The sequence below is a fragment of the Streptomyces sp. Rer75 genome, assembly GCF_013414305.1.
In the GTDB taxonomy this organism is placed as follows: Bacteria; Actinomycetota; Actinomycetes; order Streptomycetales; family Streptomycetaceae; genus Streptomyces; species Streptomyces himastatinicus.
Map to the genome: position 1 here is coordinate 8,988,736 of NZ_CP058693.1, position 26,701 is coordinate 9,015,436.

Annotated in this window: 16 protein-coding genes; 9 read left to right on the forward strand and 7 right to left on the reverse strand. The window is 73.2% G+C overall.

Annotation, left to right across the window (positions count from 1 at the left end; genetic code table 11):
- Positions 1 to 24 precede the first annotated feature (24 nt).
- Complete coding sequence (locus tag HYQ63_RS38245; protein ID WP_373689237.1) at positions 25 to 3,420, forward strand: aminotransferase class I/II-fold pyridoxal phosphate-dependent enzyme; 3,396 nt, start codon at positions 25 to 27, stop codon at positions 3,418 to 3,420.
- 10 nt (positions 3,421 to 3,430) lie between these two features.
- Here HYQ63_RS38245 and HYQ63_RS38250 read toward each other — a convergent pair whose 3' ends face one another.
- The 5 genes from HYQ63_RS38250 to HYQ63_RS38270 form a co-directional block, all read right to left on the reverse strand.
- Entirely contained in the window at positions 3,431 to 4,009 is a 579-nt protein-coding gene (locus tag HYQ63_RS38250; protein ID WP_179938255.1) for a toxin, read from the reverse strand.
- Positions 4,006 to 4,470 (reverse strand): helix-turn-helix domain-containing protein, encoded by a 465-nt coding sequence (locus tag HYQ63_RS38255; protein ID WP_179938256.1) that lies wholly within the window; start codon positions 4,468 to 4,470, stop codon positions 4,006 to 4,008. Before HYQ63_RS38255 ends, HYQ63_RS38250 begins: the two co-directional genes overlap by 4 nt.
- A gap of 329 nt (positions 4,471 to 4,799) precedes the next feature.
- Positions 4,800 to 5,969, reverse strand: coding sequence for an MAB_1171c family putative transporter (locus tag HYQ63_RS38260; RefSeq protein ID WP_179938257.1), 1,170 nt, complete (start codon positions 5,967 to 5,969; stop codon positions 4,800 to 4,802).
- A 54-nt stretch (positions 5,970 to 6,023) separates the two neighbouring features.
- Positions 6,024 to 6,761, reverse strand: coding sequence for a TetR-like C-terminal domain-containing protein (locus HYQ63_RS38265; protein WP_179938258.1), 738 nt, complete (start codon positions 6,759 to 6,761; stop codon positions 6,024 to 6,026).
- Between the two features lie 144 nt (positions 6,762 to 6,905).
- Positions 6,906 to 7,844, reverse strand: a complete 939-nt coding sequence (locus HYQ63_RS38270) for a GlxA family transcriptional regulator (RefSeq protein ID WP_179938259.1) — start codon at positions 7,842 to 7,844, stop codon at positions 6,906 to 6,908.
- Positions 7,845 to 8,055: 211 nt separating this feature from the next.
- Here HYQ63_RS38270 and HYQ63_RS45295 point away from each other — a divergent pair, with 211 nt between their 5' ends.
- Genes HYQ63_RS45295 through HYQ63_RS38290 form a run of 5 tightly spaced genes read left to right on the forward strand, consistent with a single transcriptional unit; the run spans position 8,056 to position 10,299 of the window.
- Positions 8,056 to 8,181 carry a hypothetical protein gene (locus HYQ63_RS45295; RefSeq protein WP_257232414.1) on the forward strand — a complete coding sequence of 42 codons (126 nt, stop codon included), beginning with the start codon at positions 8,056 to 8,058 and terminating at the stop codon, positions 8,179 to 8,181.
- Between the two features lie 21 nt (positions 8,182 to 8,202).
- A complete protein-coding gene (locus HYQ63_RS38275) occupies positions 8,203 to 8,667 on the forward strand; it encodes a hypothetical protein (RefSeq protein ID WP_179938260.1) in 465 nt (154 codons plus the stop codon).
- Positions 8,664 to 8,957 (forward strand): hypothetical protein, encoded by a 294-nt coding sequence (locus HYQ63_RS38280; RefSeq protein ID WP_179938261.1) that lies wholly within the window; start codon positions 8,664 to 8,666, stop codon positions 8,955 to 8,957. Before HYQ63_RS38275 ends, HYQ63_RS38280 begins: the two co-directional genes overlap by 4 nt.
- On the forward strand, positions 8,954 to 9,403 hold the full coding sequence (locus HYQ63_RS38285; RefSeq protein ID WP_218929615.1) for a DUF6010 family protein: 450 nt from the start codon (positions 8,954 to 8,956) through the stop codon (positions 9,401 to 9,403). The genes HYQ63_RS38280 and HYQ63_RS38285 overlap by 4 nt, the downstream gene beginning before the upstream one ends.
- 29 nt (positions 9,404 to 9,432) lie before the next feature.
- Entirely contained in the window at positions 9,433 to 10,299 is an 867-nt protein-coding gene (locus tag HYQ63_RS38290; RefSeq protein WP_179938262.1) for an AraC family transcriptional regulator, read from the forward strand.
- 4 nt (positions 10,300 to 10,303) lie between these two features.
- Here the strand turns inward: HYQ63_RS38290 and HYQ63_RS38295 are convergent, their stop codons facing one another.
- Positions 10,304 to 11,224 carry a class I SAM-dependent methyltransferase gene (locus HYQ63_RS38295; protein WP_179938263.1) on the reverse strand — a complete coding sequence of 307 codons (921 nt, stop codon included), beginning with the start codon at positions 11,222 to 11,224 and terminating at the stop codon, positions 10,304 to 10,306.
- A gap of 50 nt (positions 11,225 to 11,274) precedes the next feature.
- Positions 11,275 to 11,808, reverse strand: coding sequence for an EF-hand domain-containing protein (locus HYQ63_RS38300; protein ID WP_179938264.1), 534 nt, complete (start codon positions 11,806 to 11,808; stop codon positions 11,275 to 11,277).
- 209 nt (positions 11,809 to 12,017) lie between these two features.
- Here HYQ63_RS38300 and HYQ63_RS38305 point away from each other — a divergent pair, with 209 nt between their 5' ends.
- The 3 genes from HYQ63_RS38305 to HYQ63_RS38315 all read left to right on the forward strand — a co-directional run bounded on the left by HYQ63_RS38305 (position 12,018) and on the right by HYQ63_RS38315 (position 26,700).
- Complete coding sequence (locus HYQ63_RS38305; RefSeq protein WP_179938265.1) at positions 12,018 to 12,500, forward strand: hypothetical protein; 483 nt, start codon at positions 12,018 to 12,020, stop codon at positions 12,498 to 12,500.
- A 539-nt stretch (positions 12,501 to 13,039) separates the two neighbouring features.
- Positions 13,040 to 24,724, forward strand: a complete 11,685-nt coding sequence (locus HYQ63_RS38310; RefSeq protein WP_179938266.1) for an amino acid adenylation domain-containing protein — start codon at positions 13,040 to 13,042, stop codon at positions 24,722 to 24,724.
- Positions 24,721 to 26,700 carry a class I adenylate-forming enzyme family protein gene (locus tag HYQ63_RS38315; protein ID WP_179938267.1) on the forward strand — a complete coding sequence of 660 codons (1,980 nt, stop codon included), beginning with the start codon at positions 24,721 to 24,723 and terminating at the stop codon, positions 26,698 to 26,700. The genes HYQ63_RS38310 and HYQ63_RS38315 overlap by 4 nt, the downstream gene beginning before the upstream one ends.
- Position 26,701 lies beyond the last annotated feature (1 nt).

Sequence of the window (26,701 nt, forward strand, 5' to 3'; positions counted from 1 at the left end):
CGTGATGACATCGCGATCGTGGGGATGGCCTGCCGGTTTCCGGGGGCGCGGAACGTCAACCAGTACTGGCGGCTCCTCACGTCCCCGCAGGCGCAGTTCGCCACCGTCCCGGACTCGCGGTGGCGCAGCGCCGCCTTCCTGAGCGACAACGTACGCGACTCGTCCGCCGCCTATACGGACACCATGGCCCTGCTGCCGGACGTCGGCCACTTCGACGCGGTGCACTACGGCATTCCGCCGCGGCGGGCCAAATCCATGGATCCGCAGGCCCGGCTGCTGATCGACCTCGCCCGTGAGGCGCTCCAGGACGCGGGATGGGAGGCCGAGGGCTTCGACCGCGAGGAGACCTCGGTGATCACGGCGCTCACCGAGAGCGGCTACCGCGAGATCAGCACCATGCAGCTCCGGATGCGTCAGCTGACCGGCGGCGAGTTCGGGGCGCGGGCGACCGACCCCCGGTGGCCGGAGACGGTCCGCGCGGTCAGCGGGCTTCAGGGCACCTCGGTGGCCGGGCTGCTGCTCAACATGGGACCGAACACGGTCAGCTCCGTCTTCGATCTGCACGGCGAGAGCTACGCGCTCGACGCGGCGTGTTCCGGCGGACTCATGGCCGTGGCCAACGCGGTGTTCGCGCTGCGCGCGGGACGGTGCCGCATCGCACTCGCCGGTGGCGCCCAACTCTTGCTCACCCCCGACCTGTTGGTCGGGCTGTGCCGGATCGGCGCCATCTCGCGCAGCGGCAGATGTCTGCCGTTCGGCGCGGAGGCCGACGGCTTCGTCCTGGGGGAGGGCGCCGGGGTCCTGGTGCTGCGGCCCCTGGCCGACGCGCTGGCCGCGGGCGACCGGGTCTACGCGGTGGTCCGCGGCGTCGGAACGGCCAACGACGGGACCGTACAGGGCGGAATGCACCCCCAGGCGGCCGGTCAGCTCCGGGCGCTGCGCCGGGCCTACCGCGACGCGGACCTTCCCCCGGACGCGGTGGGCTATCTCGAAGCACACGGCACCGGGACCACGGTCGGCGATCCGGTCGAGGTCGGTGTGCTGGGCGAGCTGCGCGGGGAGCGGGGCGCCCCCGCCTTCCTCGGCGCGGTGAAGGCGGTGGTCGGCCACGCGCTCAACGCCGCGGGCATCGCCGGGCTCATCAAGTCCGTCCTGGCCGTGCAGCGGGGAGTGATACCGCCGCAGCCCGCGTTCGACCTGGCCGACCGCTCCGGGCTCGACGCCGCCCGGCTGACCATCCCCACCGTGCCCACCCGATGGCCGGAGTCCGGGCAGCCGCGCCGGGCGGGGGTGAGCGCCTTCGGCTTCGGCGGCACCGGTGTCCATCTGGTGGTGGAGGAGTGCACCACGGCACCGGCCCGCCCGGCACCCGACGAGGGGCCGCATCTGCTGGTGCTCAGCGCCCGCGACCGGGAAGGGCTGGCCCGTTACGCCCGCGAACTGGCGCACACCATCACCGGGGACGGGCCGCCGCTGGACGAGGTGGCCGACACCCTGGCGCGCCGGACCCCCTTCGCGGAACGCCTCGCCCTGGTGGTGGAGGACGCCGCCGACGCCGCCACCCGGCTGACCGCGGCGGCCGACGCCGTGGCCGCGGGCCGCACCGGCACCATCGGGCCGGGGCAGGTGATCGGCACGGTGCCCCCCGGTGAGCCGCCACAGGCCGAGGTGCCATGGCCCGGTCCGCCGTCCCGTTCGCCATCCGGTTCGATGTCCGGTGAGCCACGCACGGCCGCCGCGCTGGCCCGGCTCGCGGAGCGCGCGGTCACCGGCGCGGGGCTCCGTCCCGAGGGGGAGCGCATACCCCCGTGCACCCTGCCGCCGAGTCCGCTCGCCCCGCGCCACCACTGGGTGGTGGACGAGACGGCCCGCGACAGCGGGGACACCACCCTTGAGGACATGGGGGAGGAACAGCCCGCCGCCACCGCGTCCGCCGCGTCCATCGTGCTCGAAGAGCTGTCGCGGACCGGCGTCTACCCCCTGTCCGATCTGCACGAGCGGATGGCGCTGGTGGCCGATCTCGGCTTCGACTCCCTGATGTTGCAGGAGCTGGAAACCAACATCGGCAAGCGAATACCGGGCTTCCGCACCGATGAGATCTTCTCGCCCGAACTCACCGTCGAACAGCTCATCGCGCTGACCGGCCCCCACCTCACGGAGGATCCCCCGCCCGGTGCGCCCCCGCCCCGGGAGGCACCCGCGGAGTGGAGCACGGCGACCGCGACCGTCGACGAGTTCCCGGAGGTGCGGCAGTTCGAGGAGCGCCTGGACTCGATCACCGGCAGCGGTGCGGACTTCCCGTACTTCCGGGTCCATCAGGGCACCATCCGCGACACGACCCGGATCGGCGACCGGGAGTATCTGTCCTTCGGCAGCTACAACTACCTGGGGCTCTCCGGCCATCCGGCGGTCAGCGAGGCCGTGCACCGGGCGGTGGACCGGTACGGGACCTCGGTCTCCGCGAGCCGGCCGCTCTCCGGCGAACGGGAGCTGACCGTGACGCTGGAACGGGCGCTCGCCGACTTCCTCGGCGTCGGGGACTGCCTGGCGCTGGTGAGCGGCCATGCCACCAATGTCACGGCGATAGGACACCTGGTCGGGCCGGGCGACCTGGTGCTCCACGACGCCCTCGCCCACGACAGCATCCTTCAGGGCTGCGCCTTGTCCGGGGCGGCCAGACGCCCGTTCGCCCACAACGACACCGAACGGCTGGAACACCTGCTCCGGGTCAACCGGTCCCGCTTCCGGCGGGTCCTGATCGCCGTCGAAGGCGCGTACAGCATGGACGGCGACCTGGTCGACCTGCCCGCCGTGATCGAGCTGAAGCGGCGCTACGGGGCCCTGCTGATGGTCGACGAGGCGCACAGCATCGGCACCGTGGGCGACGGCGGCCGCGGCGTCGGCGAGTTCTTCGGCGTCGACCGGTCCGGCGTGGATCTGTGGATGGGCACTCTCTCCAAGGCCTTCGCCAGCTGCGGCGGCTACCTCGGCGGCTCGGCCCGGATGGTGCGGTGGCTGCGGCACACGCTGCCCGGCTTCGTCTACAGCGTCGGCCTGACCCCGGCCAACGCGGCCGCGGCGCTGGCCGCCACCGAGCTGATCGTCGCGGAACCGCACCGGGTGCGCACCCTGCGGCGGAACGCGCGGCTGTTCCTCGGCCTCGCCACCGCGGCCGGTCTGCCGACGGGCTCCAGTGCCGACACCCCGATCGTGCCGTGTGTCATCGGCGACTCGGCGAGGACGCTGCGCGTCGCGGACCGGTTGTACGAACGGGGCGTCATCGCCGACCCGATCTTCCACCCCGCGGTGGAGGAGGGCCTGGCCCGGCTGCGGTTCTTCGTCACCAGCGAACACCGGGAGGACGACATCCGCCGGGCCGTGACGATCCTGGCCGAGGAGGTGGCGTCCGCCGGTGGCTGAGTAACTCATGTCAGATCAGCGTGCGTTCTATCCGGCTGAGCGTGACGTCCCGTCCTGACGCGGTGCCGTCACCGGCTTCCTCGGCGGGCGGTGTGCCCTGCGCTTCCGCGCTGCCGCCCAGCCGCTGGGAGAGCAGATAGGCGATGATCTCCGCTTCCTGTTCCTGGACGTCGTCGTAGGTGGCGCGCAGGAGCATGTCACGCACGATGTCGGGGTCGAGGTTGGGGAAGAGGAGGCGGGCGCTCGCCTCATCCAGCCAACCCGCCCCGCGATGGCAGCAGATGATGTGGCCCAGCTCGTGCAAGATGATGTGCTCCTGATGCGCGCTGGTCGTGTTGGCGTCGAAGAAGATGAGGTCCTCGTCGCGTGCGGCGACCCACATGCCACACGGGTGCGACGTGGGGATCGGCATCGGGACCAGCGTGATCGGACGTTCGCGGATCTCGCCGAGGTAGCGGCAGAGTTCGGCCACATCGGCCACCTCCGGCAGATCGAGGTCGGCGATCCGCCGCGCACCCGCCTTCCGGAGCCTCTTGAGCTGGCTGCGGCGGTCCTGGTCGGCCGACCGCCCGCCCCTGAGGCCCCTCACCCGGGGTCCGAGGTGTCGGCACCCTCGGAGTCCGAGGCATCGGTGACGGGCGGAAGGCCCTGCATCTGCCGGTACTGATCCATGATGGTCGTGATGGCCTGGAGGTTCTCCTTCTTCATCCCGGCCGCCCGCATCGCCACGGCCCGGACGCCCGCCTGCCGCAGCGCCTCGATGGCGGCGACCTCGCTGAGCACCGACTCGGCGACCTTGTCGTCGAAGAAGTAGGCCACCGAGACGCCGAAGAAGCGCGCCAGGGCGGCCAGGAGGTCCGGTGAGGGGTTGGAGCGCTTCCCCGTCCGCAACTGCGACAGATACACACCCCCGACCTTCAGCTCGGGGTTGGCCCGCTTCAGCTCCTCCGCCACTTCGGCGTTGGTCCAGTGCTTGCCCTTGGGACGAACCGTCTTGAAGAGGTTGTCCAGGCGCACTGCCAGCATGGGCCGATCGTCGGTCTCGGACATGTGATCTCCTCCCCTCACCTCCTCGGATCTTTGCCCTCGGCTAATCGTCAGTTTCGCAGATTAGCGGTCAGTTGACAATCTGCTCCAACTCCGTCAACGTGGGACCTCGCCGATAGCTGTCAGCTAACTCCGCTTGCGGGGGTAGTCGAGTTGATGGACGGTTCTATCGGCCTGGCCCACGGGGGAGGGTCAGGTCCGGCCGGACGGGGACACCCGCCCGGCCGGACGAGGAAAAACGGGGGAACCACGGGGGAAAGAACGGGGGAATCACGGGGGAAACGGGGGAAATCCCGCCCGGTCTGACACGGGGGCAGTCCGGGCGGGAGCTCTCACCTCGCGCCGTCGAGCTTGCGGTAGGCGGACGCCACCTTGGTGAGCCAGGCGACCTCCGCGGTGAAGTTGCCCGTGTCGCGGTCGTGGAAGTCGCCCGCGTCCTCGTTGTCATCGGGGAGGGCGCCGGTGCGCTTCGCGTGCAGGGCCTGCCGGATCTGCGCCGCTTCGGTGAACGCCTGCCGGAACTCCTCGCTCGCACCCGGGCCCGCAGCGCCGCCGTCGGCGCCGTCAGCGGTGCGGTCGATGTAGGGGCGCAAGTCCCGCCAGCCGTCCCGGATTTCGATGACCCGCCGGTGGAGGCGGTAGTTGAGGTCGGAGGCATCGGAGACCGCGGCACCGGGCGGGTCCAGCACGATGTCCGGGGAGGACTCGTACAGATCCCGCCAGAGCGGGTACAGGGCGCGGTACGAGCGGTAACTGTGCGCCCAGTTGAGCAGCTTGGCGGCCGAGCCGCCCCACGAGGAGATGGTCAGGCTGACCGAGAGGATGGCGATGCCCGCCGCGCTGAAGAGGGACGCGAGCACCGTCCAGGCGCCGATGTCGATCCCGACCGCGGCGGTGAGGATGTTGACCGTCCTGGCCGTGCAGTAGAGGAAGAGGACCACCGCGGCGACGGACAGCAGCCGCAGCGCCTGCCGCAGCGACGCCTTGTCGGTCATCCGGGCGTAGGGGCCGCACTGCCGGAAGATGGTCACGCACGGAACCGCCTGGGAGGTGATGAAGACCAGGAGGTAGGTGAGGATCAGCGGCTGGCCGCTGCCGGTGTTGAAGTCCGACGCCGGACGACCCGGGCCGTCGGCGATGAAGAACAGCGCGATCAGCAGCGCGGTGACGGCGATGCCGGTGATCAGCCAGTAGCGGGTCTTCCGTACCGCCTCCTCGTCGGCGGTCGACCAGTGCAACAGGATGATCTGTGCGGTCACGCAGACGGCGACCGCCGACAGGTGCATCAGAAGGATGGCGAGGTTGCCGACGCCCAGAAAGCTGTCGCTCCCCATGACGACGACACCCATCGTGAAGGTGACGCACTGGAGCAGCAGCGTGATGACCAGCGCGCGGTAGGCGTTGTCCCGCCAGCTGCGTCTGACCTGGCACAGCCGGTAGATGAGCGCGGCATACGACGAGAGTGCCGCGATGACGAAGCAGAGGGTCTTGGTGGTGTTCACGGCCCGATTCCCTGCCAGTGCCGCGCACGCGGCGAACGGTGTCGGTCAGGTGTTTCAGTCGGCGGTGTCGGCGGTGCCGTCCAGGGGGACCACGAGGCCGATCCCCTCGGCCGCCACGGCGACGGCGTAGTCGAAGAACGCGGACTCGTCCCGGACGCTGTCGTGGGTGCGGCTGAAGACCTGGAACACCAGGAGCCCGATCAGACTGCTCCACAGCACGATGCCGCGCTCGATGACGTCCGAGAACGGAGCCCCGGGCGCGCCGCCGAACAGTGCCACGGCCTCCGGCAGCAGCAGCGGGGGCCCGGGCACCGCCCGCCGGGGCGGGGTGAGTTCACCGGCCTCCAGCGCCGTACGCACGATGCCGGCCAGCACCGCGGGAGTGCGCGAGGCGGGCGGGACCGTTTCCTGCGGGGCGTGGTAGCCCGGAACGGGCGAGCCGTAGATCAGCGTGAACTCGGCCGGGTTGTCGAACGACCACTGCCGCAGCGCGCGGGTGACGGCGAGGAGTCGCGCCCCCGCCGACCCTCCGGCCTCCGCGGCGGCGTGATCGGCCTGCTCCATCGCGGCGCCGGACGCGTTGTAGGCGTCGATGACCAGGGCGGTCAGCAGGTCGTCCCGATGCGGGAAGACGGCCTCCACTTCGGTGACGGCAAGACCGCCGCCCTGGGCGACGGCCTCCGGTGACAGCCCTCCCGCGCCCTGCTTCACCAGGAGTTGGCGCGCGGCGGCCTTGATCGTCGCCCGCGGCCCGGAGTTCTCGTCGGCGGCGCTCGTTCCGGAAACATCCATGGCCAAACGGTACCTGTCGGCCGCAACGGTCATAAGCGCAGTTGCCCGAGCTGCACGGCCTTGCGCTGTGATCCGCGCCACACTGCTCACGGACCGACAAAGCTGTGGCGGCCGGGCCGAGTTGGGCCCGGTGTGGCGCCGGTGTCAGCTGAAGGTGCGGCGGTAGGTGTGCGGGCTGACGCCGGTGGTGCGTTTGAAGCGGTCGCGGAAGGCGGTGGGGGAGCCGAAGCCGACCTGGGCGCCGATGCGTTCGACGGAGTGGGGCGTGGTCTCCAGGAGGTGCTGGGCCTGGCGGATGCGGGCGCGGTGCAGCCACTGGAGCGGGGTGGTGCCGGTCTGCTCGCGGAAGCGGCGTATCAGGGTGCGGGTGCTGGTCCCGGCGTGGGCGGCGATGTCGGCGAGGGTGAGGTCGCGGCCCAGGTTGTCCTGGAGCCAGGCGAGCAGGGGTTCGAGGGCGGAGCCCTGGGGGGTGGGCGCGTAGTCGTGGACGATGAACTGCGCCTGCCCGCCTTCGCGTTCGAGCGGCATGACGGACAGCCGGGCCGCGTGGGCGGCGACGGCCGAGCCGTAGTCGCGGCGGATCATGTGCAGGCACAGGTCCAGGCCCGAGGCGGCGCCCGCGGAGGTGAGGACCTGGCCGTTGTCGACGTACAGGACGTCCGGGTCCACCTCGATGTCCGGGTAGGCGGTGGCCAGGAGACCGGCCGCGATCCAGTGGGTGGTGGCCCGCAGCCCGTCGAGCAGGCCGGTGGCGGCCAGGATGAAGGTGCCCGAACAGATGGAGGCGATCCGTGTGCCGTCCTCGGCCGCCGCCCGCAGGGCGTCGCGGACCTCCGGGGCGAGCGGGGCCGCGGGGTTGGCGGTACCGGGCACGATGATCGTGTCCGCCCCTTGGAGCCCGTCGAGGCCCCAGGGCGCGCGCAGGGCGAAGGTGCCGGTGTCGATCTCCTGGCGCTCGGCGCACACCCGGATCTGGTAGCCGGGACGCCCGTCCGGCAGGCGGGTGCGGGTGAAGACCTCGATCGGCGTGGACAGGTCGAACGGGATCACCTGGTCCAGGGCGAGAACGGCGATGGTGTGCATGGCCGGAAGATACCCCCTCGCGGGACGGGCTGGGGTGGTCCGGAGCGCTGATTCCTCGACATTGGCGCACGTCAAGGGTGCTCTACTCGCCGTTGGCAGTATCCCGTTGAAAGGTGGCACTCCTGCCACTGGGAGGGAAGGCGGCAGCCGATTAGCTTCGGTGGCGTTCCCGGAACGGACCGGACCTCCCGCCTCGGAAAGAGAGCCCTGCATGCACGTCCAGGTAGTCCTGCTCGACGGCTTCGACCCGCTTGATGTCATCGCCCCCTACGGAGATGAACTCGTCGGGCTGCTGCCACTCCCGCGCGATCTGGGCCTGGCGCCCGTCGGCTTCTGACCCCGATCGGCCACCCTCACCATGACGAAACTCTTCCTCTCCCTGCACGTCCTGGCCGCCGTGATCGCCATCGGCCCCGTCACCGTCGCCGCGAGCATGTTCCCGCCCGCCCTGCGCCGCGCCCACGGCGACCCGCAGGACCACGAGGCGCTCACCACCCTGCGGATGCTGCACCGCATCTGCCGCGTCTACGCCGCCATCGGGATCGCCGTACCCCTCTTCGGATTCGCCACCGCCAGCAGCCTCGGCGTCCTCGGCAGCGCATGGCTGATCACCTCGATCGTCCTGACCGCCGCGGCCGCCGCCATCCTGGCCCTGCTGATCCTGCCCGCCCAGGACGGGGCCCTCACTGCGGCCCGGGCCCCCGGCGCCATCGCCACCCGTGCCCCGGCCCGCCTCGCCATGCTCACCGGCGTCTTCAACCTGCTGTGGGCCACGGTCACCATCCTGATGATCATCCGCCCCGGCTCCACCACGGGAGTATGACCGTGCACCTGCGGCCCTTGCGCATCGCGGCACACGCCGAACTCATCTCGCTGGTCATCATGCTGGCCAACCTCGCCACCGCCCACCTGAAGCCCATCTCCTCCCTGATGGGACCCACCCACGGCTGCGCCTACCTGTTCGTCATCGGCGCCACCTGGCGCCTTCGACAGGCCACGAACACCACCAAGGCCACCGCCGTCATCCCCGGTATCGGCGGCCTCCTCGCACTGCGGCAGCTCGGCCGCGCCGGGACCGTCCCTCCGCACCCCGAGAAGGCAATCCAGTCATGATCCCCTACTTCGCGGCCATTCTGGTCGGCGTCGTCTACGCCCTGTTGATGTCGCTGATCCGCGAACCGCACCGACGCCGTTTCAACGCCATCATGGTGGCGGGAGCGGGAGCGGCCTACCTCAGCGGCGGTGGCATGGGCGGCTGGGAATTCGTCGCCACCGCCGCCATCACCTACGTCGCCTACCGCGGGCTGGAGTCCTGGACGTTCATCGGCATCGCGTGGCTGATGCACACCGCCTGGGACGTGGTGCACCATGTCAAGGGCAATCCGATCATCCCCTTCGCCCACGACTCCTCCCTCGGCTGCGCCATCTGCGACCCCGTCATCGCCCTGTGGTGTTTCCGGGGCGGCCCCTCGCTGATCGCCCTCGTCCGCGGCCGGGTCGGGCCCACTCGATCGGACCGGGCGCAGGATGTCGGGTCCGGCAGGGTGCGATCTTCCTGACGTGAGGGTCGTAAGGGAAGGAGACCGAGGTGCTGGAGCGGCTGAACGAGGCCCTGGACCACATCGAGTCGCATCTCGATCAGCGGATCGAGGTGACCGAGCTGGCACGGATCGCGATGACGTCGGAACACCACTTCCGGCGGATGTTCTCCGCGCTGGCGGGGCTGTCGCTGTCGGAATACATCCGGCGCAGACGGCTCACCGTCGCCGGGGCCGAAGTGCTCGCCGGGGAGCGGACGCTGCTGGAGATCGCGGTGCGCTACGGCTACGGGTCGGGGGAGGCGTTCGCGCGTGCGTTCCGCGCCCACCACGGCGTGGGTCCGGGCGAGGCCCGGCGCAGGGGCGCCACGCTGAACTCCCAGCCACGGATGTCCTTCCGCCTCATCGTCGAAGGGGGTAGCACCATGCGATACCGGGTCGTGGAGAGGGAGCAGTTCCATGTGGTCGGCAAGAAGGCCACGGTTCCGCTCGTCCACGAGGGGATGAACCCGGCGATCGCCGCATTCATCCGCGGCATCGACAAGGAGACGATGCGGCGCATCACCGCACTGTCCGATCAGGAGCCGGAGGGGATCGTCGGGGTCAGTGACGACCTCGACCCGAGCCGGGCGGAGGGAACCGAACTCGACTACTACCACGGCGTGGTGAGCCGGTCCGCCGGTCCCGGGGACCTGGACACGCTCACCGTCCCGGCGGGGACCTGGGCCGTGTTCGAGAACTCCGGATCGTTCCCGCAGGCGCTCCAGTACCTGTGGCGCGACGTGTTCACGCAGTGGTTCCCGTCCAACCCGTACCAGAGCAGGCCGGGGCCCGAGATCCTGCGCACTCAGGTGTCGCAGGACGGGGCGGAGGCGGACGCGGAGTTGTGGATCCCGGTGGAACGCACCGCGGTCTGAGCCGTCACCGGTCCGGAGCGTGCGCGAACACCCACCGGTTGGCGGCCAGGGCGTCGTGCCGCTCCGGGCGCGGGCCGCGTCCGTAGCGGCTCGTGAAGTCGAACGGGGTGCGGACCGTCGTGGACCAGCCCCGCGCGGTCAGGTCTCCGGCGGTGTCGGGCCGCGGCTCGCCGTCGAAGAGGGCGAGCAGGTCGACACCGATCCGGAGCCGGGCCGCGGAGTAGACGGGGCTGTCGCGGACCGCCGCCGACTCCGTGCCGAGCTTCACCTCGTACGCGAGGGTGCTCCCCGCCGCGCTCAGCCCGTCCACCGTTTCCACGAGCAGCCGTTCGGCGGCGGAGGGCAGATAGAGCAAGAGCCCCTCCGCCAGCCAGGCGGTCGGCTTTGCCGGATCGAAGCGCGCGGCGGTGAGCGCTCCGGCCCAGTCGGATCGCAGATCGGCCGCGAGCGTGACGCGCTCCGCCCGGGGCGCGTCACGCAGTCCGTCGAGCACCCCGTGCTTGAACGCGAGGATCGGCTCCTGGTCGATCTCGAACACCGTGCAGCCGGGCGGCCAGTCGAGGCGGTACGCCCGCGAGTCGAGCCCCGCCCCGAGCAGGACCACCTGGCGGGTGCCCGCGCGCGCCCGGGCCAGGAGGAAGTCGTCGAGCACCCGGGTCCGCAGACCGAAGTAGCGCCCCAGCCGACCCCAGAGGGGATCGGCGTCTCCGCCCGGCACCTGCTGGGGCCGCACCGGCCAGTTCGCGGACGCCCGCCCCGCGGCGCGCACGAAGTGCTCCGCGTACGGGTCCCGCGCGAGCGCGTCGGGGCGGTGGGCCTCGATCGCCCGCGCCGCGGCGACCATGAGAGCGGTCTGCCCGACGCCTCGTGCCACGCCGGTGTTCTCCCGCGTCACGCCGGTGTTCTCTCGCGTCGCGTCGGTCATGCGTCCCCCTCCCCGGTGCGCCGTGCCCACCCGGCCGCCGTCCCCCGTGGTCAGACCGCCGTGCCCGCGACCAGGTGATCGCCGGGAATTCCGGCCTTGCCCGGGGCGTAGTAGTCCTTGATCCCGTCGACCCAGGTCGCCACCTGGATCCGGTCCGCCTCCGAGGGACCGAAGGCGTCGAAGAGGGCGTCGATGTTCGCGCGCTCGAAGCCGATGGCGGTCATCAGCGCCACGAACGCGGGGCGTTCGACTGTCCCGTCGCCGCCCGGGTCCCCGAGCGCGGCCAGCGCCTCGGCGAACGCGTCGATCGTCGCGTCGAACCGCTCGGGCGAGAGCACGCAGGCGGTGTACTCCTCGAAGGTGATCTCGCCGTCCCCGTTGGCGTCCGCTTCCCTGCGCAGCGTCGTCCAGTACTGACGGAACGCCGCGCGCATCGTGTCCTTCGCCGCCTCGTCCGCGTCGGGCGCCGCCTCGACGACGCGGCCCGCCATCAGCTCGAAGTCATCGGCTTCCAGGACGCCGTTTCCATCGGCGTCGAGCAGGGAGAAAACGAGCGCGACCCGCTTGGTGGCCTCTGTGCGCATGAACCGTGTCCCCTTCCGGTCGGTGACCGGAGCTGTGCGCCCGGCCGCCGGCTCACTATCCGGTCGACGGCGCGCACAGGCGGCGTCAACCGATCGCCGTTTCACTCGAACGAATGGAATTGGGTCGACGGGGTCGCGCGACGGCCATGGGACCTCACCGGAATCTCCATGCCTTGTTTGCATCGGCCGGATCGGGCAATTCGTGCAGCATGGCTAACGCACGAGCGAACAACGAATCGACCGACCGCGCGACCAAGGCCACGAAGGCGACAGCCGCCAAGGCCAAGGAGACCTCCGCGAAGGCGGCGGGGAAGACGGCGGCGAAGGCGGAGTCCGCAGGCCAGTCGACCGCCGATGCCGCCGAGTCCGCCGGGACCGGCGCGGCACGCGCCGCGGCCGGTGCGGGCAGTGCCGTCGGCAACGCCGTGACCTCGGTGGGGGCCACGGCGGGGAAGGCGGCCGAGTCGGCCGGCACCGCCGTGACCAGCACGCTGAAGGGTGTGACCTCGGCGGCCGGGCAGGTGACCTCTGCCGCCACGACCGCCTGGACCGTCCTGAAGCACCGCAAGCTCATCGCGGCCGGTGCCGCGGCCGGGGTCACCGCCCTCAGCGCGGCGTCCTACGCCGTGGGCCGCCATGCGGAGCGCAGCGGCCACGGTCCCGTCACGCGGTGGACGGGCGGCCGCATCTGACAGGCCGCCCGACCGCCCGACCGACCCCACGGACCCGTCCGCCCCGTCCGCCCCGCCCGACCCCACCGACCCGACCGCCCGCCGAGGCCACCGACGATGTGGCCTTCGGCGGGCGGTTTCGTGCGGATGCACCCCGCGCAGTATTTGCGGATGGGACGGTTGCTCAATAAGGGGTGGCATGGGCGGGTGTTGAGGGACCGGCGCATGGGCAGACAGGGGAGGGAGTGACCGCCGAAGGCCCGGGCGTGCTCGATCGCGCGGGACCCGAATCGGCCGTTTTCCTGGCCGAATTGCTACTCCAGGGCTGTGAGCTGCGGCGATCTGTTGTGTGCCGCCGCTATGCGGCGGCCCGGAGTGATGATCCTCTCCATTGCCATCCCTTTGCGAGGTCTTTACTCGCCTGTTAGTCTTCCGGCGACCGGACAAGATCGGATCACCGCCGAGCGGCCCGTGCCCGAACAGCCCGACGACTGATGCAAATCGCCCTGTGAAGCCACTTCTACGTTGAGGTCGTCACACGGCGACCGGGCGGGAACCTCATGGCCCTGGACGAAACCGGCACCGAACTCCCCCTTTCCGAGGCGCAGTCAGGCGTGTGGCTGGCCGAGCGGTCCCGGCCCGACCTGTCCTCGCCGTACCTCTGGGGCGAGTACACCGACATCACCGGCGCACTCGACACCGGTGTCCTCGTGGCCGCCGTCCGGCAGGCCGTGCGCGAGACCGAAGCCCTCCACGTCCGCTTCGCCGAGACGCCGGACGGACGGCCGGTCCAGCACGTGGCGCGCCCGCGCTCCGTCCCCTTCCCGGTGCGCGACCTGCGGCACGAGCCCGACCCGTACGCGACGGCCCTCGCCTGGATGCGCAAGGAGCTGTCCCGGCCCGTCGACCTGGCCGAGGGCGAGCTGTTCGACGGCGCCGTCCTGCGGATCGGCGACCAGCGGCATCTGCTGTTCACCCGGGTGCACCACATCGTCCTCGACGGCTTCGGAATGACGCTCTTCTCGCGCCGCGTCGCGGACCTCTACGGCAGCCTGCTCGACGGCGGCCCGATACCCGACAACGGCTGGAGCCCGCTCCGTGCCGTCCTCGACGAGGAGCGGGCCTACCCCGCCTCACCCCAGTGGGAGGCCGACCGGCAGTGGTGGCTCGGCCACATGGAAGGCCACCCGGAATTCCTGAGCCTGGCCCCGCGCCCGGCCCCGGTCCCGGCCGCCTCGCTGCGGCTGACCAGCACCCTGCCGGAAGCGGAGTTCGCCCAATTGCGGGCGGCCGCACAGGACATGGGGCAGCGCTGGTCACGGCTCGTCATCGCGGCGACCGCCGTCTTCGTCCACGCGATGACCGGCAGCCGGGACGTCGTCCTGAGCCTGCCCGTCACCGGACGGGTCAGCGAGCAGAGCCGTCGGGTGCCCGGCATGTCGGCCAACGTGCTGCCGCTGCGCCTGTCCGTCGACCCCGCCGCCCCCTTCACGGACCTGGCGGCCCGGGCCGACGAGGCGATCGCCCTCGTCCAGCGGCACCAGCGCTACCGGGGCGAACAACTGCGCCGCGACCTGCACTACCCCCAGGACGGGCGGCGCTTCTTCGGGCCCGTGCTCAACATCCAGCGCTTCGCCTACGGTCTGCGCTTCGGCCCGGCCACCGCCACCGTGCACAACCTCCAGGCGCCGCCGTCGGAGGACCTGTCCCTGGTGGCCTACGACCGCGGCGACGGCCCGCTCACCATCGACGCCGACGCCAACCCCGCCAACCACTCCCCGGAGCTGCTGCGCGACGCCAGTGACCGCTTCCTGCGCGTGCTGCGCCAGGCCGCCGCCCGCCCGGGCCGGACCCCCGTGGCGCGTTACGCCGTCACCTCGGCCGCCGAGCGCGACCGGATCGGGGCGGCGGGCAGCGGGCGGCCGCAGCGGTACACCGGCCCGGCGCGCACGGCGCTCGCGGGGTTCGAGGCCCATGTCGCCGCCACGCCCGAGGCGTTCGCCGTGCGCTCGGCCGCGACCGGCGAACGGCTCACCTACCGGCAGCTCGACGCCCGCGCCACCGCCCTCGCGGCCCGGCTGACCGCGGCGGGCGTCACCGCCGAGACACCGGTGGCGCTCCTGGTCGAGCGCTCGCCCGATCTCGTCGTCGCCGTGCTGGGCGTGGTCAAGGCGGGCGCCGCGTATCTGCCGCTGCACCGCGCGGACGCCCCGAGCCGCCTGGCCGCGATCGCCGACGGAGCCGGAGCGCGGTTCCTGATCACCGACGCCACGACCCAGGACGACGACATCGCCACGTGGTTCCGCGACCGGGGACACCAAGTCCACGTCCTCGGCGCCCTCGGCGACGAGCCGTCCGGCCCGCCGCGGCACCTTCCGGTGAACGTGCAGCCGGAGCACCTTGCGTGCGTGATGTACACCTCGGGCTCGACCGGCACCCCGAAGGGCGTCGCCATCACCCACGCCAATCTCGTACGGCTCGCCGCCGACCGCTGGTGGGACGAAGGCGGCGCCGCACGGGTGCTGCTGCACTCCCCGCACGCCTTCGACGCGCTCAACCTGGAACTGTGGGTGCCGCTGCTCACCGGCGGCGAGATCGTCATCGCCCCGCCGGGCCGGATGGACCTCGGCGTCCTCCGCGATGTCATAGCCGCCCACCGCGTCACCGGACTGTGGCTGACGGCGGGCCTGTTCGCGGCGCTCGCCGAGGAGGACCCCGACTGCCTCGCCGGTGTCCGCCAGGTGTGGACCGGCGGCGACGTGGTCGCGCCCGAGGCCGTACGACGCGTCCGCTCCGCGCCCCGGGCCCCCGCCGTCGTCAACGGCTACGGACCCACCGAGACCACGGTCTTCGCCACCCGGCACCCGGTGGACCACCTCCCCGAACACACGGCCTCGATCCCCATCGGCAGCCCGCTCGACGGCACCCGGGTGCACCTCCTCGACGACGCGCTGCGCCCCGTCCCGCCCGGTGTCACCGGCGAGGTCTACCTGTCCGGCACCGGGCTCGCCCGCGGCTACCTCGGCGCGCCGCGCCGGACCGCGGAGCGCTTCGTGGCCTGTCCGTTCGGCCCGCCCGGCGCCCGGATGTACCGCACCGGAGACCTCGCCCGCTGGAACCCGGACCGGACCCTGGACTTCGCGGGCCGCGCCGACAGCCAGGTCAAACTGCGCGGCTACCGGGTCGAACCCGGCGAGATCGACGCCGCGTTGTGCCGCCACCCGGCCGTGACCCGGGCCGCCACCGTGCTCCGCGAGGACCGGCCCGGTGAGCGCAGGCTCGTGTCGTACGTCGTCACCGCGCGGCCGGAGGCGGACGGGGACGCCGACGCCGACGCGTTGCGGCGCCACGCCACCGAGCACCTTCCGGCGTTCATGGTGCCGTCGGCGATCGTCCCCGTCGAACGGCTTCCCCTCACCCGTAACGGCAAGCTCGACCGCGCCGCGCTGCCCGCGCCGCCCACCCCGCGACGCGACGCCGAGGACGGTACGAACGGCACCGGCGCGGACCGGCCGCCCCGCTCGCCCGCCGAGGAGACGCTGATCGCGTTGTTCCGCGAGGTGCTGGGCGAACAGCACATCCCCCCGGACACCGGCTTCTTCACCCTGGGCGGAGACAGCATCCTGGCGATCCACCTGGTCAGCCGGGCCAGGCGGGCGGGGCTCCCGCTCACCTCCCAGGACGTCTTCCGCCACCCCACGGTCGCCGCGCTGGCCGCGACCCTGGCCGACCGGCCCCCGCTGCCCACGGGCCCGAACGTCCCCGCCCGCGACACCGACACCGACACCGACGACGACCCGGCGGTGGAGCCGACACCCGTGATGCACTGGCTGCGCGAGCGCGGCGGGCCCGTCGCCGGGTTCGCGCAGTCGATGGCGCTGCGCACCCCCGCCGCACTGGACCTGCCGAGGCTGCGCACCCTCCTCCAAGGGCTGCTCGACCGGCACGACATGCTGCGCCTCCGGCTGGTGGCGCGGGACTCCTCCTGGGAGCTGCGGACCGAACCCCACGGCCGGATCGCACTGGTCCGGCACGACGCGTCCGGCCTGGACCGGCAGGCGCTGGACGCCGCCGTACGGGAGCACGCCGCGCGGGCCGGAGAGCGGCTGGACCCCGAGGAGGGGCGCGTCGTCCACGCGGAGTGGTTCGACGCCGGGGCCGATCGGCCCGGCACGCTCGTCCTCACCGTGCACCACCTCGCCGTCGACGGGGTGTCGTGGCGGATCCTGCTCGACGACCTGCGCGACGGCTGGCGCGCGACGGCTGACGGCCGGACCCCGGCACCGCCGCCCGTCGGCACGGGCTTCGGGAGGTGGAGCAGGGCGCTGGCGGCGCATGCCCGGGACGCGTCGGTCCTGGCCGAACTCCCGTACTGGACCCAGGTCGCCAACGCGGTCGGCCACCTCCAGACGGAGCCGCGGCCGGACCCGGAGCGGGACACCGAGGCCACCCGCCGCCACCACACCCGCACCCTTCCGGCCCCGCTGACCGCGGCCCTGGCGGAGCGGGCCACCGCCGCGTTCGGCGCCTCGCTGAACGACCTGCTGCTGACCGCGTTCGTCCGGGCCGTCGCGGACTGGCGGGGCGCGAGCGAGACGGCCGTCGGGCTCGACCTGGAGGGCCACGGCCGGGAGGAGTTCGCCGCCGGTCTCGAACTGTCGCGTACGGTCGGCTGGTTCACCGTCATCCACCCGGTGCTGCTCGACGCGGGGGACGGGGACACGCCGTGGGACGTGGCCGTGGCCCGGGTCCGCGCGGCCCTGCGCGACGTACCGGCCCATGGCCTCGGCTACGGCCTGCTGCGCCACCTCAACCCGGACACCGCCACCCGGCTGGCCGCACCCGCACCGCCCCGGATCGCCTTCAACTACCTCGGCCGCTTCGAGGCGGACGGCGAGCGGGACTGGAGCCCGGACGGGAGCGTCCTCGCGTCAGGGGCGTCGCCGGAACTGCCGCTGGCGCACACCGTCGAACTCGACTCCGTCATCGTCGACCACCCCGAAGGCCCCCGGCTCACCGCCATGTGGTCCTGGGCCGGTCGCCTGCTGGACGACGCGCACATGGCGGACCTGGCCGAGCGCTGGTTCGACCACCTCGCGGCGCTGGCCGCCGGTGCGGCCGAGCGACCCGCGGCAGCCGCGGTGGCCGGGCGACCCGCGGTGGCCGCGGCGGACCGCGAGGGCGAGGCGTTGCCGCTGGCGCCCCTCGCCCAAGGGCTGCTGTTCCACTCCCAGTACGACCAGGGCGAAGACGGCAGCGCCGACCCGTATCTCGTCCAGTTCGTCTTCGAGCTGACCGGTGAACTCGACGCAACGGCACTGCGCGAGGCGCTGCGCGCCCTGGTGCGCAGGCATCCGAACCTGGCCGCCGGGTTCCGGCCGGACGCCGTCGGCAGGCCCGTGCAGACGGTGCCGGACCACATCGACGTTCCGTGGCGGGAGGAGCGGGTGGCGTCCCCCGCGGAGGAGGCCGCCTTCCTCGACCGGGACCGGCGTGTGCGGTTCGACCTCGCCCGGCCGCCCGCGCTGCGCGCCACTCTCCTGCGGGCCGTCGGGCGGCGCCACGTCTTCGTACTGACGGCCCATCACATCCTGCTGGACGGCTGGTCCTGGCCGATAGCGGTCCGGGAGCTCTTCACCCTCTACGCGGGCGGAACGCCCCCGGCCGCCACGCCGTACCGCGCCTACCTGGACTGGCTCGCCACGCGCGACGCCGAGGCGGACGAGGCCGCGTGGCGCGGTGTCCTGTCCGGGCTGGACGGGCCCACCCTGGTCGGTGGCGAGCGCGGCCGGGACAGCGCCTCCCACCACGGCCAGGCCGACGCCGAGCTGGATGCCGAAGTGACGGACGCACTGCGGCGGGCGGCCCGTGCGCACGGGCTGACCGTCAACACCCTCGTACGGCTCGGCTGGGCGATGCTGCTGGGCGCCCACACCGGCCGTGACGACGTCGTCTTCGGCGCCACGGTCTCCGGCCGCCCGCCCGAGCTGCCCGGTGTGGAGAACATCGTCGGCCTGCTGATCAACACCATCCCGGTCCGGGTCCGCCTCGATCCTTCCCGCACCGTCGAGGAGACGCTGCGCGCGCTGCGCGACCAGCAGCTCGCCGTCGTCGAGCACCAGTACGCCGATCTCACCCGGCTCCAGCGCCTGGCCGGACACGGCGAACTGTTCGACACCCTCGTCGTGTTCGAGAACTACCCGATCGACGCCGATGTCCTGCGGGACGTCGCGCCCGGCATCGAGGTCACCGGGCTGCGGGTGATGGACGGTACGCACTACCCCCTGTCGCTCATCGTCATCCCCGGCGACGGCACGCGACTCGGCCTGCGGCTCGACCACCACACCGGAGTCCTCGACGCGGACGCCGCCCGGCGCCTGCTCGACCGGCTCGGCGCGCTGCTCGGCCGTATCGCCGCCGCGCCCGGCGTCCGGCTCGCCGACATCGGCCTCCTGCTGCCGCACGAGCGGACACCCCGGCCCCCGGCCGTCGAGCGGACACCGGGCCGTGTCACCCTGCCCGCGCTGTTCGAGGCGCAGGCGGCACTGCGACCCGACGCCCCCGCGCTGACCGACGGCGAACGCACCCTCGGCTACCGCGAGTTGAACGAGCGGGCCAACCGCCTCGCGCGGGCGCTCGTGGCCCGTGGCGCGGGCCCGGGCCGACTCGTCGCCCTCGCCCTGCCACGCGGTGCCGACCTGGTGACCGCCATCCTCGCCGTGCTCAAGTCCGGTGCGGGCTACGTACCGCTGGACCCGGCCACCCCGCCCGAGCGCGTCCGCCATGTGCTCGACGAGGCCGACCCGCCGCTGGCCGTGGCGACGGCCGACACCGCGGCCCTGCTGCCGCCCGGCCGGGACCGGCTGCTGCTGGACGACCCGGAGACGGCCGCCGCCCTGGCCACCGGCCCGGCCGGTGACCTCGGCCGGTGCACCGACCCGCACACCACCGCCTACGTCATCCACACCTCCGGCTCGACCGGCACCCCCAAGGGCGTCGTGGTCACCCACGACAACGTCGTACGGCTGCTGGACACCACCGACGAGCAGTTCGGCTTCGGCCCGGACGATGTGCACGCCCTGTTCCACTCGTACGCCTTCGACGTGTCCGTGTGGGAACTGTGGGCGGCGCTCGGCCGTGGCGGGCGGCTCGTCGTCGTACCGCACACCGTCAGCCGGTCGCCCCGCGAGATGTGGCAGCTGCTCGTCCGCGAACGGGTTACGGCCCTCTGCCAGACGCCGTCGGCCTTCTACCAACTCGCCCAGGCGGAAGCCGACATGGCGCGGGAGGCCGACGGCCCGCCCCGGCACGCGCTGCGCGTCGTGGTCTTCGCCGGGGAGGCGCTGGACCCGCGCCGCATACGCCACTGGTATCCCGAGGGCCCCGCCACCCACGGCCGCCCCCGGCTGGTGAACATGTACGGCATCACCGAGACCACCGTGCACTCCACGTACGCCGAACTGACCGACCCGGCCGACACCCGCAGCGCCATCGGCGAACCGCTCGCCGACCTGCGGCTGCACCTGCTCGACCACGCGCTGCGGCCCGTGCCGCCCGGCTGCCCCGGCGAGATCTACCTCTCCGGCCCCGGCGTGACCCGCGGCTACCTGGGACGGGAGGCCCTGACCGCGACCCGTTTCGTGGCCGACCCCTTCGGCCCGCCCGGCTCCCGGATGTACCGCTCGGGAGACCTGGCGCGCCGGTGGCAGGACGGCACGCTGGAGTACCTGGGCCGCACCGACCAGCAGGTGAAGGTGCGCGGTTTCCGGATCGAGCCGGGCGAGATCGAGGCCGTCCTGGAGCGCCACCCCGACGTCGTCCAGGCCGCGGTCCTCGTCAAGGACGGCGGCGCGGACGGTGGCGCCCAACTCGTGGCGTACACCGTCCCCGCGACCGCGGACACCCGCCTCGACCCGGCCGCGCTGCGCCGGTACGCCGCCGACCACCTGCCCGGATACATGGTGCCCGGCTTCGTGGTGCCGATCGCCCGGCTGCCGCTCACCCGCAACGGCAAGCTCGACCGGCGCGCCCTGCCCGACCCCACCGAGGGGCTGCGGACCGGCGCCGGGCGGGCGCCCGCCACCGAGCTGGAACGGTTCCTGTGCCGCGCCTTCGCCGAAACGCTCGGCGTACCCGAAGTCGGCGTGGAGGACGGCTTCTTCGACCTCGGCGGACACTCGCTGCTCGCCACCCAGCTGATCAACAAGATCCGTGCGGGCCTCGGCATCGACCTCGCCATCCGCACCCTGTTCGACGCGCCCACCGTGGCCGCGCTCGCCCCGCGCGTCACCGCGCAGCGCGAGCCCCGCCGGGCCCCGGCCGGACGTCCCGCGCAGCGCCCGCCACTGCGCCCCGGGCTGCGCCCGGCCCGTGTCCCGCTGTCGTTCGCCCAGCGCCGCCTGTGGTTCCTCCACCACTTCGAGGACGCCGGGCCGACGTACCACATGCCCTTCGCCTTCACGCTCGACGGCCCGCTGGACACCGAGGCGCTGCGCGCCGCGCTGATGGACGTCCTGACGCGCCACGAGATCCTGCGCACCGTGGTGGAGGTCCACGACGGCGAGCCCTGGCAGCGCGTCATCACCCCCGTCGAACCGCCCTTCGAGACCGCCGAGGTGGATGAGGAGGACCTCGTCGAGCGCCTCGCCGCCGACGCCGCCCGCCCCTTCGACCTGGCCACGGAACTGCCCCTGCGGGCGACGCTGTACGTGCTGGGCCCCGACCGGCACGTCCTGCTGATTCTGCCCCACCACATCGCGGCCGACGGCTGGTCGCTGACCCCGCTCACCCGCGACCTTTCGGCCGCCTACCGGGCCAGGGCCGCGGGTGATGCCCCCCGGTGGGAGCCGCTGCCCGCGCAGTACGCGGACTTCGCCCTCTGGCAGCGGGAGCTGCCCACCGACGCCGCCACCGCGTACTGGACGCGCGCCCTGAGCGGCATCCCGCAGGTGCTGCCGCTGCCCGCCGACCACCCGCGCCCGCCGACCACCTCGCACCGCGGCGGCACCGTCGAGCTGGCCCTGGACGCTGAACTGCACCGAGGGGTCACCGCCCTCGCCCGCGAACACGAGGTGAGCGTGTTCATGGTGCTGCACGCCGCGCTCGCCGCCCTGCTGTCCGGGCTCGGCGCGGGCGAGGACATCCCGATCGGCACGGCGGTCGGGGGCCGCCACGACGCGGCGCTGCACGACACCATCGGCTGCTTCGTCAACACCCTGGTCCTGCGCACCGACCTGTCGGGAACCCCCTCCTTCGCCGAGTTGCTGCGCCGGGTGCGCACGGCCGATCTGGACGCCTTCGAGCACCAGGAGCTGCCGTTCGAGCAGTTGGTGAAGCTCCTCAACCCGCCGCGCTCCACCGCGTACCACCCCGTCTTCCAGGTGATGCTGGCCTTCCAGGACACCGGACGTGCCGACATCGAGCTGCCGGGGATCACCGCGCGGCAGGTGCCGGTGCACGGCGACCGGGCCCGCCTGGACCTGCTGTGGAGCCTTCAGCAGGAGTACGACGCGACCGGCGCGCCCGCGGGCGTGTCCGGGGTGCTGGAGTACAACGCCGACCTGTTCACCCGGCCCACGGCGGACGCCCTGAACGAGCGGCTGGCCCGGCTGCTCCGCGCCGCCGTGGCCGACCCCGGCCGGGCCGTCGCGGACCTGCCCCTGCTCACGGAGGACGAGGAGCGACGGACCGTCACCACCTGGAACGACACGGCACACGAGGTGGCCGGGGCGGGCGTGGTGGAGATGTTCACGGCCCGGGCCCGCCGTACGCCGCACGCGCCCGCCGTGATCGGGGCCACGGAGACGGTGGACTTCCGGCAGCTCGCCGAGCGGGTCGCGGACCTGGCCCGGACGCTACGGGGCCGTGGCGCGGGCCCGGGCCGACTGGTCGCCGTCGGCCTGCCGCGCGACACCGGCCTCATCACGGCGTGCCTGGCCGTGATGTCCACCGGTGCCGCGTATCTGCCGTTCGACCCCGACCTGCCGCCCGACCGCATCGCCGCGCTGCTCGCCGACGCCCGCCCCGCCCTGGTCCTGCGCGCCCCGGACAGCGGTGGCGAGCCGTGGGCACTTGCCACCTCACCCGACCCGGCCCGGTTGCCCGACGACGCGGCCTACGCGATCCACACCTCCGGCTCCACCGGCCACCCCAAGGCCGTCGTCGTCCCGCAGCCCGCGCTGGTCAACCTCCTGGCGACCCTGCGCGAGCGCCTCGGCGTCCATGAGGGCGACCGCGTCCTGGCCGCCGCACCCGCCAACTTCGACATGTCGGTGCCCGAACTGTTCCTCGGCCCCGTCACCGGCGCCGCCACGGTGGTCGCCGACACCGCGACGCTCCGCGACCCGGATGCCCTGCTCGCCCTCCTGGCCCGGCACCGCGTCACCGTCATGCAGGCCACCCCCTCGCGCTGGCAGACCCTGGCCGACCGGCGGCCGGACGCGCTGCGCGGCATGCGTGCGGTCATCGGCGGCGAGGCCGTCCCCGGCCCGCTCGCCGAAACCCTCACCGGCCTCGGCTGCCGACTGTTCTCGTACTACGGCCCCACCGAGACCACCGTCTGGTCCGCCTGCCACCCCGTCACCGGCCCCCAGGAGCCCGCCGTCCCCCTGGGCCGGCCCGTCGCCAACACCCGCGCGTACGCCCTGGGCCCCCGGCTGCGGCCCGTGCCGCCCGGCGCCATCGGCGACCTGTATCTGGCGGGCGCGGGCGTCGCCCACGGCTATCTGCACCGCCCGTCGCTCACCGCGCAGCGCTTCGTCGCCGACCCCTTCGGCCCGCCCGGCGCCCTCATGTACCGCACCGGCGACCTGGCCTCGTGGCGGGCCGACGGCACGCTGCGCTTCCACGGCCGCGACGACGACCAGATCAAGCTGCGCGGCCACCGCGTCGAACTCGGCGAGATCGAGGCGGCGTTGACCAGTCACCCCCAGGTCGGGGCGGCCGCCGCGGCGGTGTGGGACGTGGGCCCGGACGACCGTCGGCTGGTCGGCTACATCGTCCCCGGCCCCGCCGGAGCCTCCGGCGCCGACCTCGACTCCGTACGCGACCACCTGGCCGCGCGGCTGCCCGACTATATGCTCCCGGCCCGCCTCCACACGCTCGACCGCCTCCCGCTCACCCGCAACGGCAAGGTGGACCGGCGCGCGCTCCCCGAGCCGGACTGGGGGAGCGGCACCGGCAGCCGGGCGCCGGGCACGCTGCGGGAGGAGACGCTGTGCCGGTTGTTCGCCGAGGTGCTCGGCGTGGACCGGGTCGGCGCCACGGACAGCTTCTTCGCCCTGGGCGGCCACTCGCTGAGCGCCACCCGGCTCGCCACCCGCATCCGCGACGTACTCGGTCTGCGGCCCACCATCCGCGACCTGTTCGAAGCCGCCACCCCGGCCACCCTCGCCGCCCGCCTCGACGACGGCACCCCGACCACCCGGGGCCACCTCATCGCGTACCGCGCCACCGGCGAGGCGGCACCGGTGTTCTGTGTGCACCCGCTGAGCGGCATCGGCTGGCTGTACGCCGGGCTGCTGCACCACGTCGACCGCGCCCATCCGCTCTACGCCCTGCGGGGCGAGGGCCCCGGTGGCATCCGCGAACTGCCGTCCAGCATCGAGGAGATGGCCGAGCGGTACGTGGACGAGCTGCGCTCGGTACGCCCGCACGGCCCGTACCACCTGGTGGGCTGGTCCTTCGGCGGAGTCGTCGCCCACGCCATGGCCGTGCGGCTGCGGGAGCTGGGCGTCGCACCGGGGCTGGTGTGCGTCGTCGACGCCCTGCCGCCCTCCGGTGACGGCGACGACGGCGGCGAAGCACCCGGCGCACCCATCGACGAGGAGCGCATCCACCGCATCCTGGTGACCGCCGCCGGGCACGACGAGCGCCGGTTCCCGCCCGGTGGGCTGGACTTCGCCACCGTCACCGCCCTGCTCCGCACCGAGGGCAGCGCGCTCGCGACCCTCACCGAGGACGACATCGGCCGCATCGTCGCGGTGGCGAAGAACAACGCCCGGCTCCTGCGTGCCTACCGGCCACCCGTCCTCGACGGCGACGCCGTCCACGTGGCCGCGGCCGGAAACCGCCCGTCGCTGGAGAAGGCGTGGCGCCCCCTCGTCACCGGTGCACTCACCCTCCACGAAGTGGACAGCGACCACGAGCGGATCATGCAGCACCAGCACATCGGCGGCTTCGGCCGGATCCTCGACCAGGAACTGCGCCGCCACGACCGCACCGCCCGAGGGACGGAGAACCCATGACATCCGTGGCGCACCGCGCCCCGCTGGACACGGCGGAACTGGCGCAACGCTACCGAGCGGAGCTGCTCGGCCTGGGCGCCCTTCCGGCCGGCGCCCGCGTCGTCATCCGGCTCCCGCACGGCGAACCGCTGGCCGGTGCCTTGCTCACCTGCTTCGACCTGCGGCTCGTCGCCGTACCACAACACCCGCGCACCTCCGACGCGGAACTGGCCGCCGCCGTACGGCGGGTGGATGCCTCAGCCGTCATCGACACACCCGCCGACCGCACCCACCCGATCGGGCTGCGGATCCTCCCCGGGGCGCCCGCCGAGCCCGATCCCGGGGCGGCGGAGCTGGCGTTCATCATGTTCACCTCGGGGTCCACCGGCACCCCCAAGGGCGTGATGCTCAGCCGCCGCGCCGTCCTCGGCAACGCCACCAAGACGGCGCGGCTGCACCGCTTCGCCCCCGACCGCCCGCACGGCACCTGTCTTCCGCTGTACCACTGCAACGCGCTCGTGATGTCGCTGATCGGCGCCCACACCACGCGCACCCCGCTGGTCCTGCACACCGCCTTCGACCCCGAACGCTATCTGCGCGACCTGGCGGCGGGCGGCGCCCGCACCGGCTCGATCGTCCCCGCCCTGCTCTCGGAGCTGGTGGAGGCCGGACCCGCCTGGCCGGACGACTTGGACTACCTGATCACCGCGGCCGCCCCGCTCACCGGCGACCTCGCCCGGCGCTTCCACCAGCGCTACGGGCCCAGGCTCCGCCAGGGGTACGGGCTCACCGAAGCGGTCAACTTCAGTTTCACCATGCCCCGGCTGACCGGCGAGGACTTCACGGCGCAATACCTGGACCGCTTCCCGCCGGTCGGACTCCCGCTGCCCGACACGGAAGTGCGGATCGAATCCGGCGAGGTGTGGATCAGGACACCGGACATGATGGACGGCTACTGGCGCGACCCGGCCGCCACCGCCCAGGCCCTCACCTCCGACGGCTGGCTGCGCACCGGCGACCTCGGAGAGCTGCGCGACGGACTGCTCGTCCTCAGGGGCCGCGCCAAGGAACGCATCGACCGCGGCGGCGAGAAGCACTATCCGCTGGACGTGGAGCGCACCTGGCACGACGCGGGGTTGCGCGGCCGGTTCGCCGCCGTGCCGGTGGCCGAGGCCACGCTCGGCCACGAGGTCGGTCTCGTCGCCGACGGCCCTCCCGGCGACACCCTCGACGCGGTGCGCACCGTGTGCGAGCGGGCCGCCGTACGCCCCGCCGCCGTCCGGTGGGGCGGCTTCCTCGCCACCGCCACCGGCAAACCGCAGCGCACCGCGATGGGCCGCACCCTGGCCGTACGGCGGATCTCCACCGTCCGCTACGAACGGCTGCTGCGCTACGCCGCCGTCACCGCCCGCACCCTGCTCGGCGCCGCCGCTCCCGCGCCCGAGCGGGATCAGCCCCCGGGCGAGCTGCACCGCGCGCTGCGCGCGATCGCGCCGTACGCCGCGGACGAGCCGGTCCCCACCGGCGAGGAGCCCGTCTTCGCCGCCTTCGACTCCCTGCGCGAACACGTGCGCGCGCACGGGGCCGGGACACCCCTGCCGGAAGCGGAGAAGGCGCGGTGGCGTGCGTATCTGCGGTCCCAGTGGCCCCTCTCGGAACATGCCGCACTCGCCGCCGAGATCTGCGCCATCGAAGGCGTTACGCCCGATACACCCCAATTCGGGGCGTGGTGGGAGTCCGAGGGCGGCGGGCTGCGGCTGCTGCCCCACGGTCCCGCCTCACCCCTCGCCGCCGATCCGGCGGCCGACGGCATGCCCTGGGCGCTCGACTACCTGTGGCGCTGTCTCGCGGACGACCACGGGACCGCCCGTGCCGACCGCTGGGCCTGGGTGCGACAGCCGCGCACCGGCCACCCCGTCACGGTGGGCTTCTCCGTGCTGCGATCCGGCCGCCATGACCTGGGCGGCGTCGTATGGGATTCACAACCGAGGGAGTGAC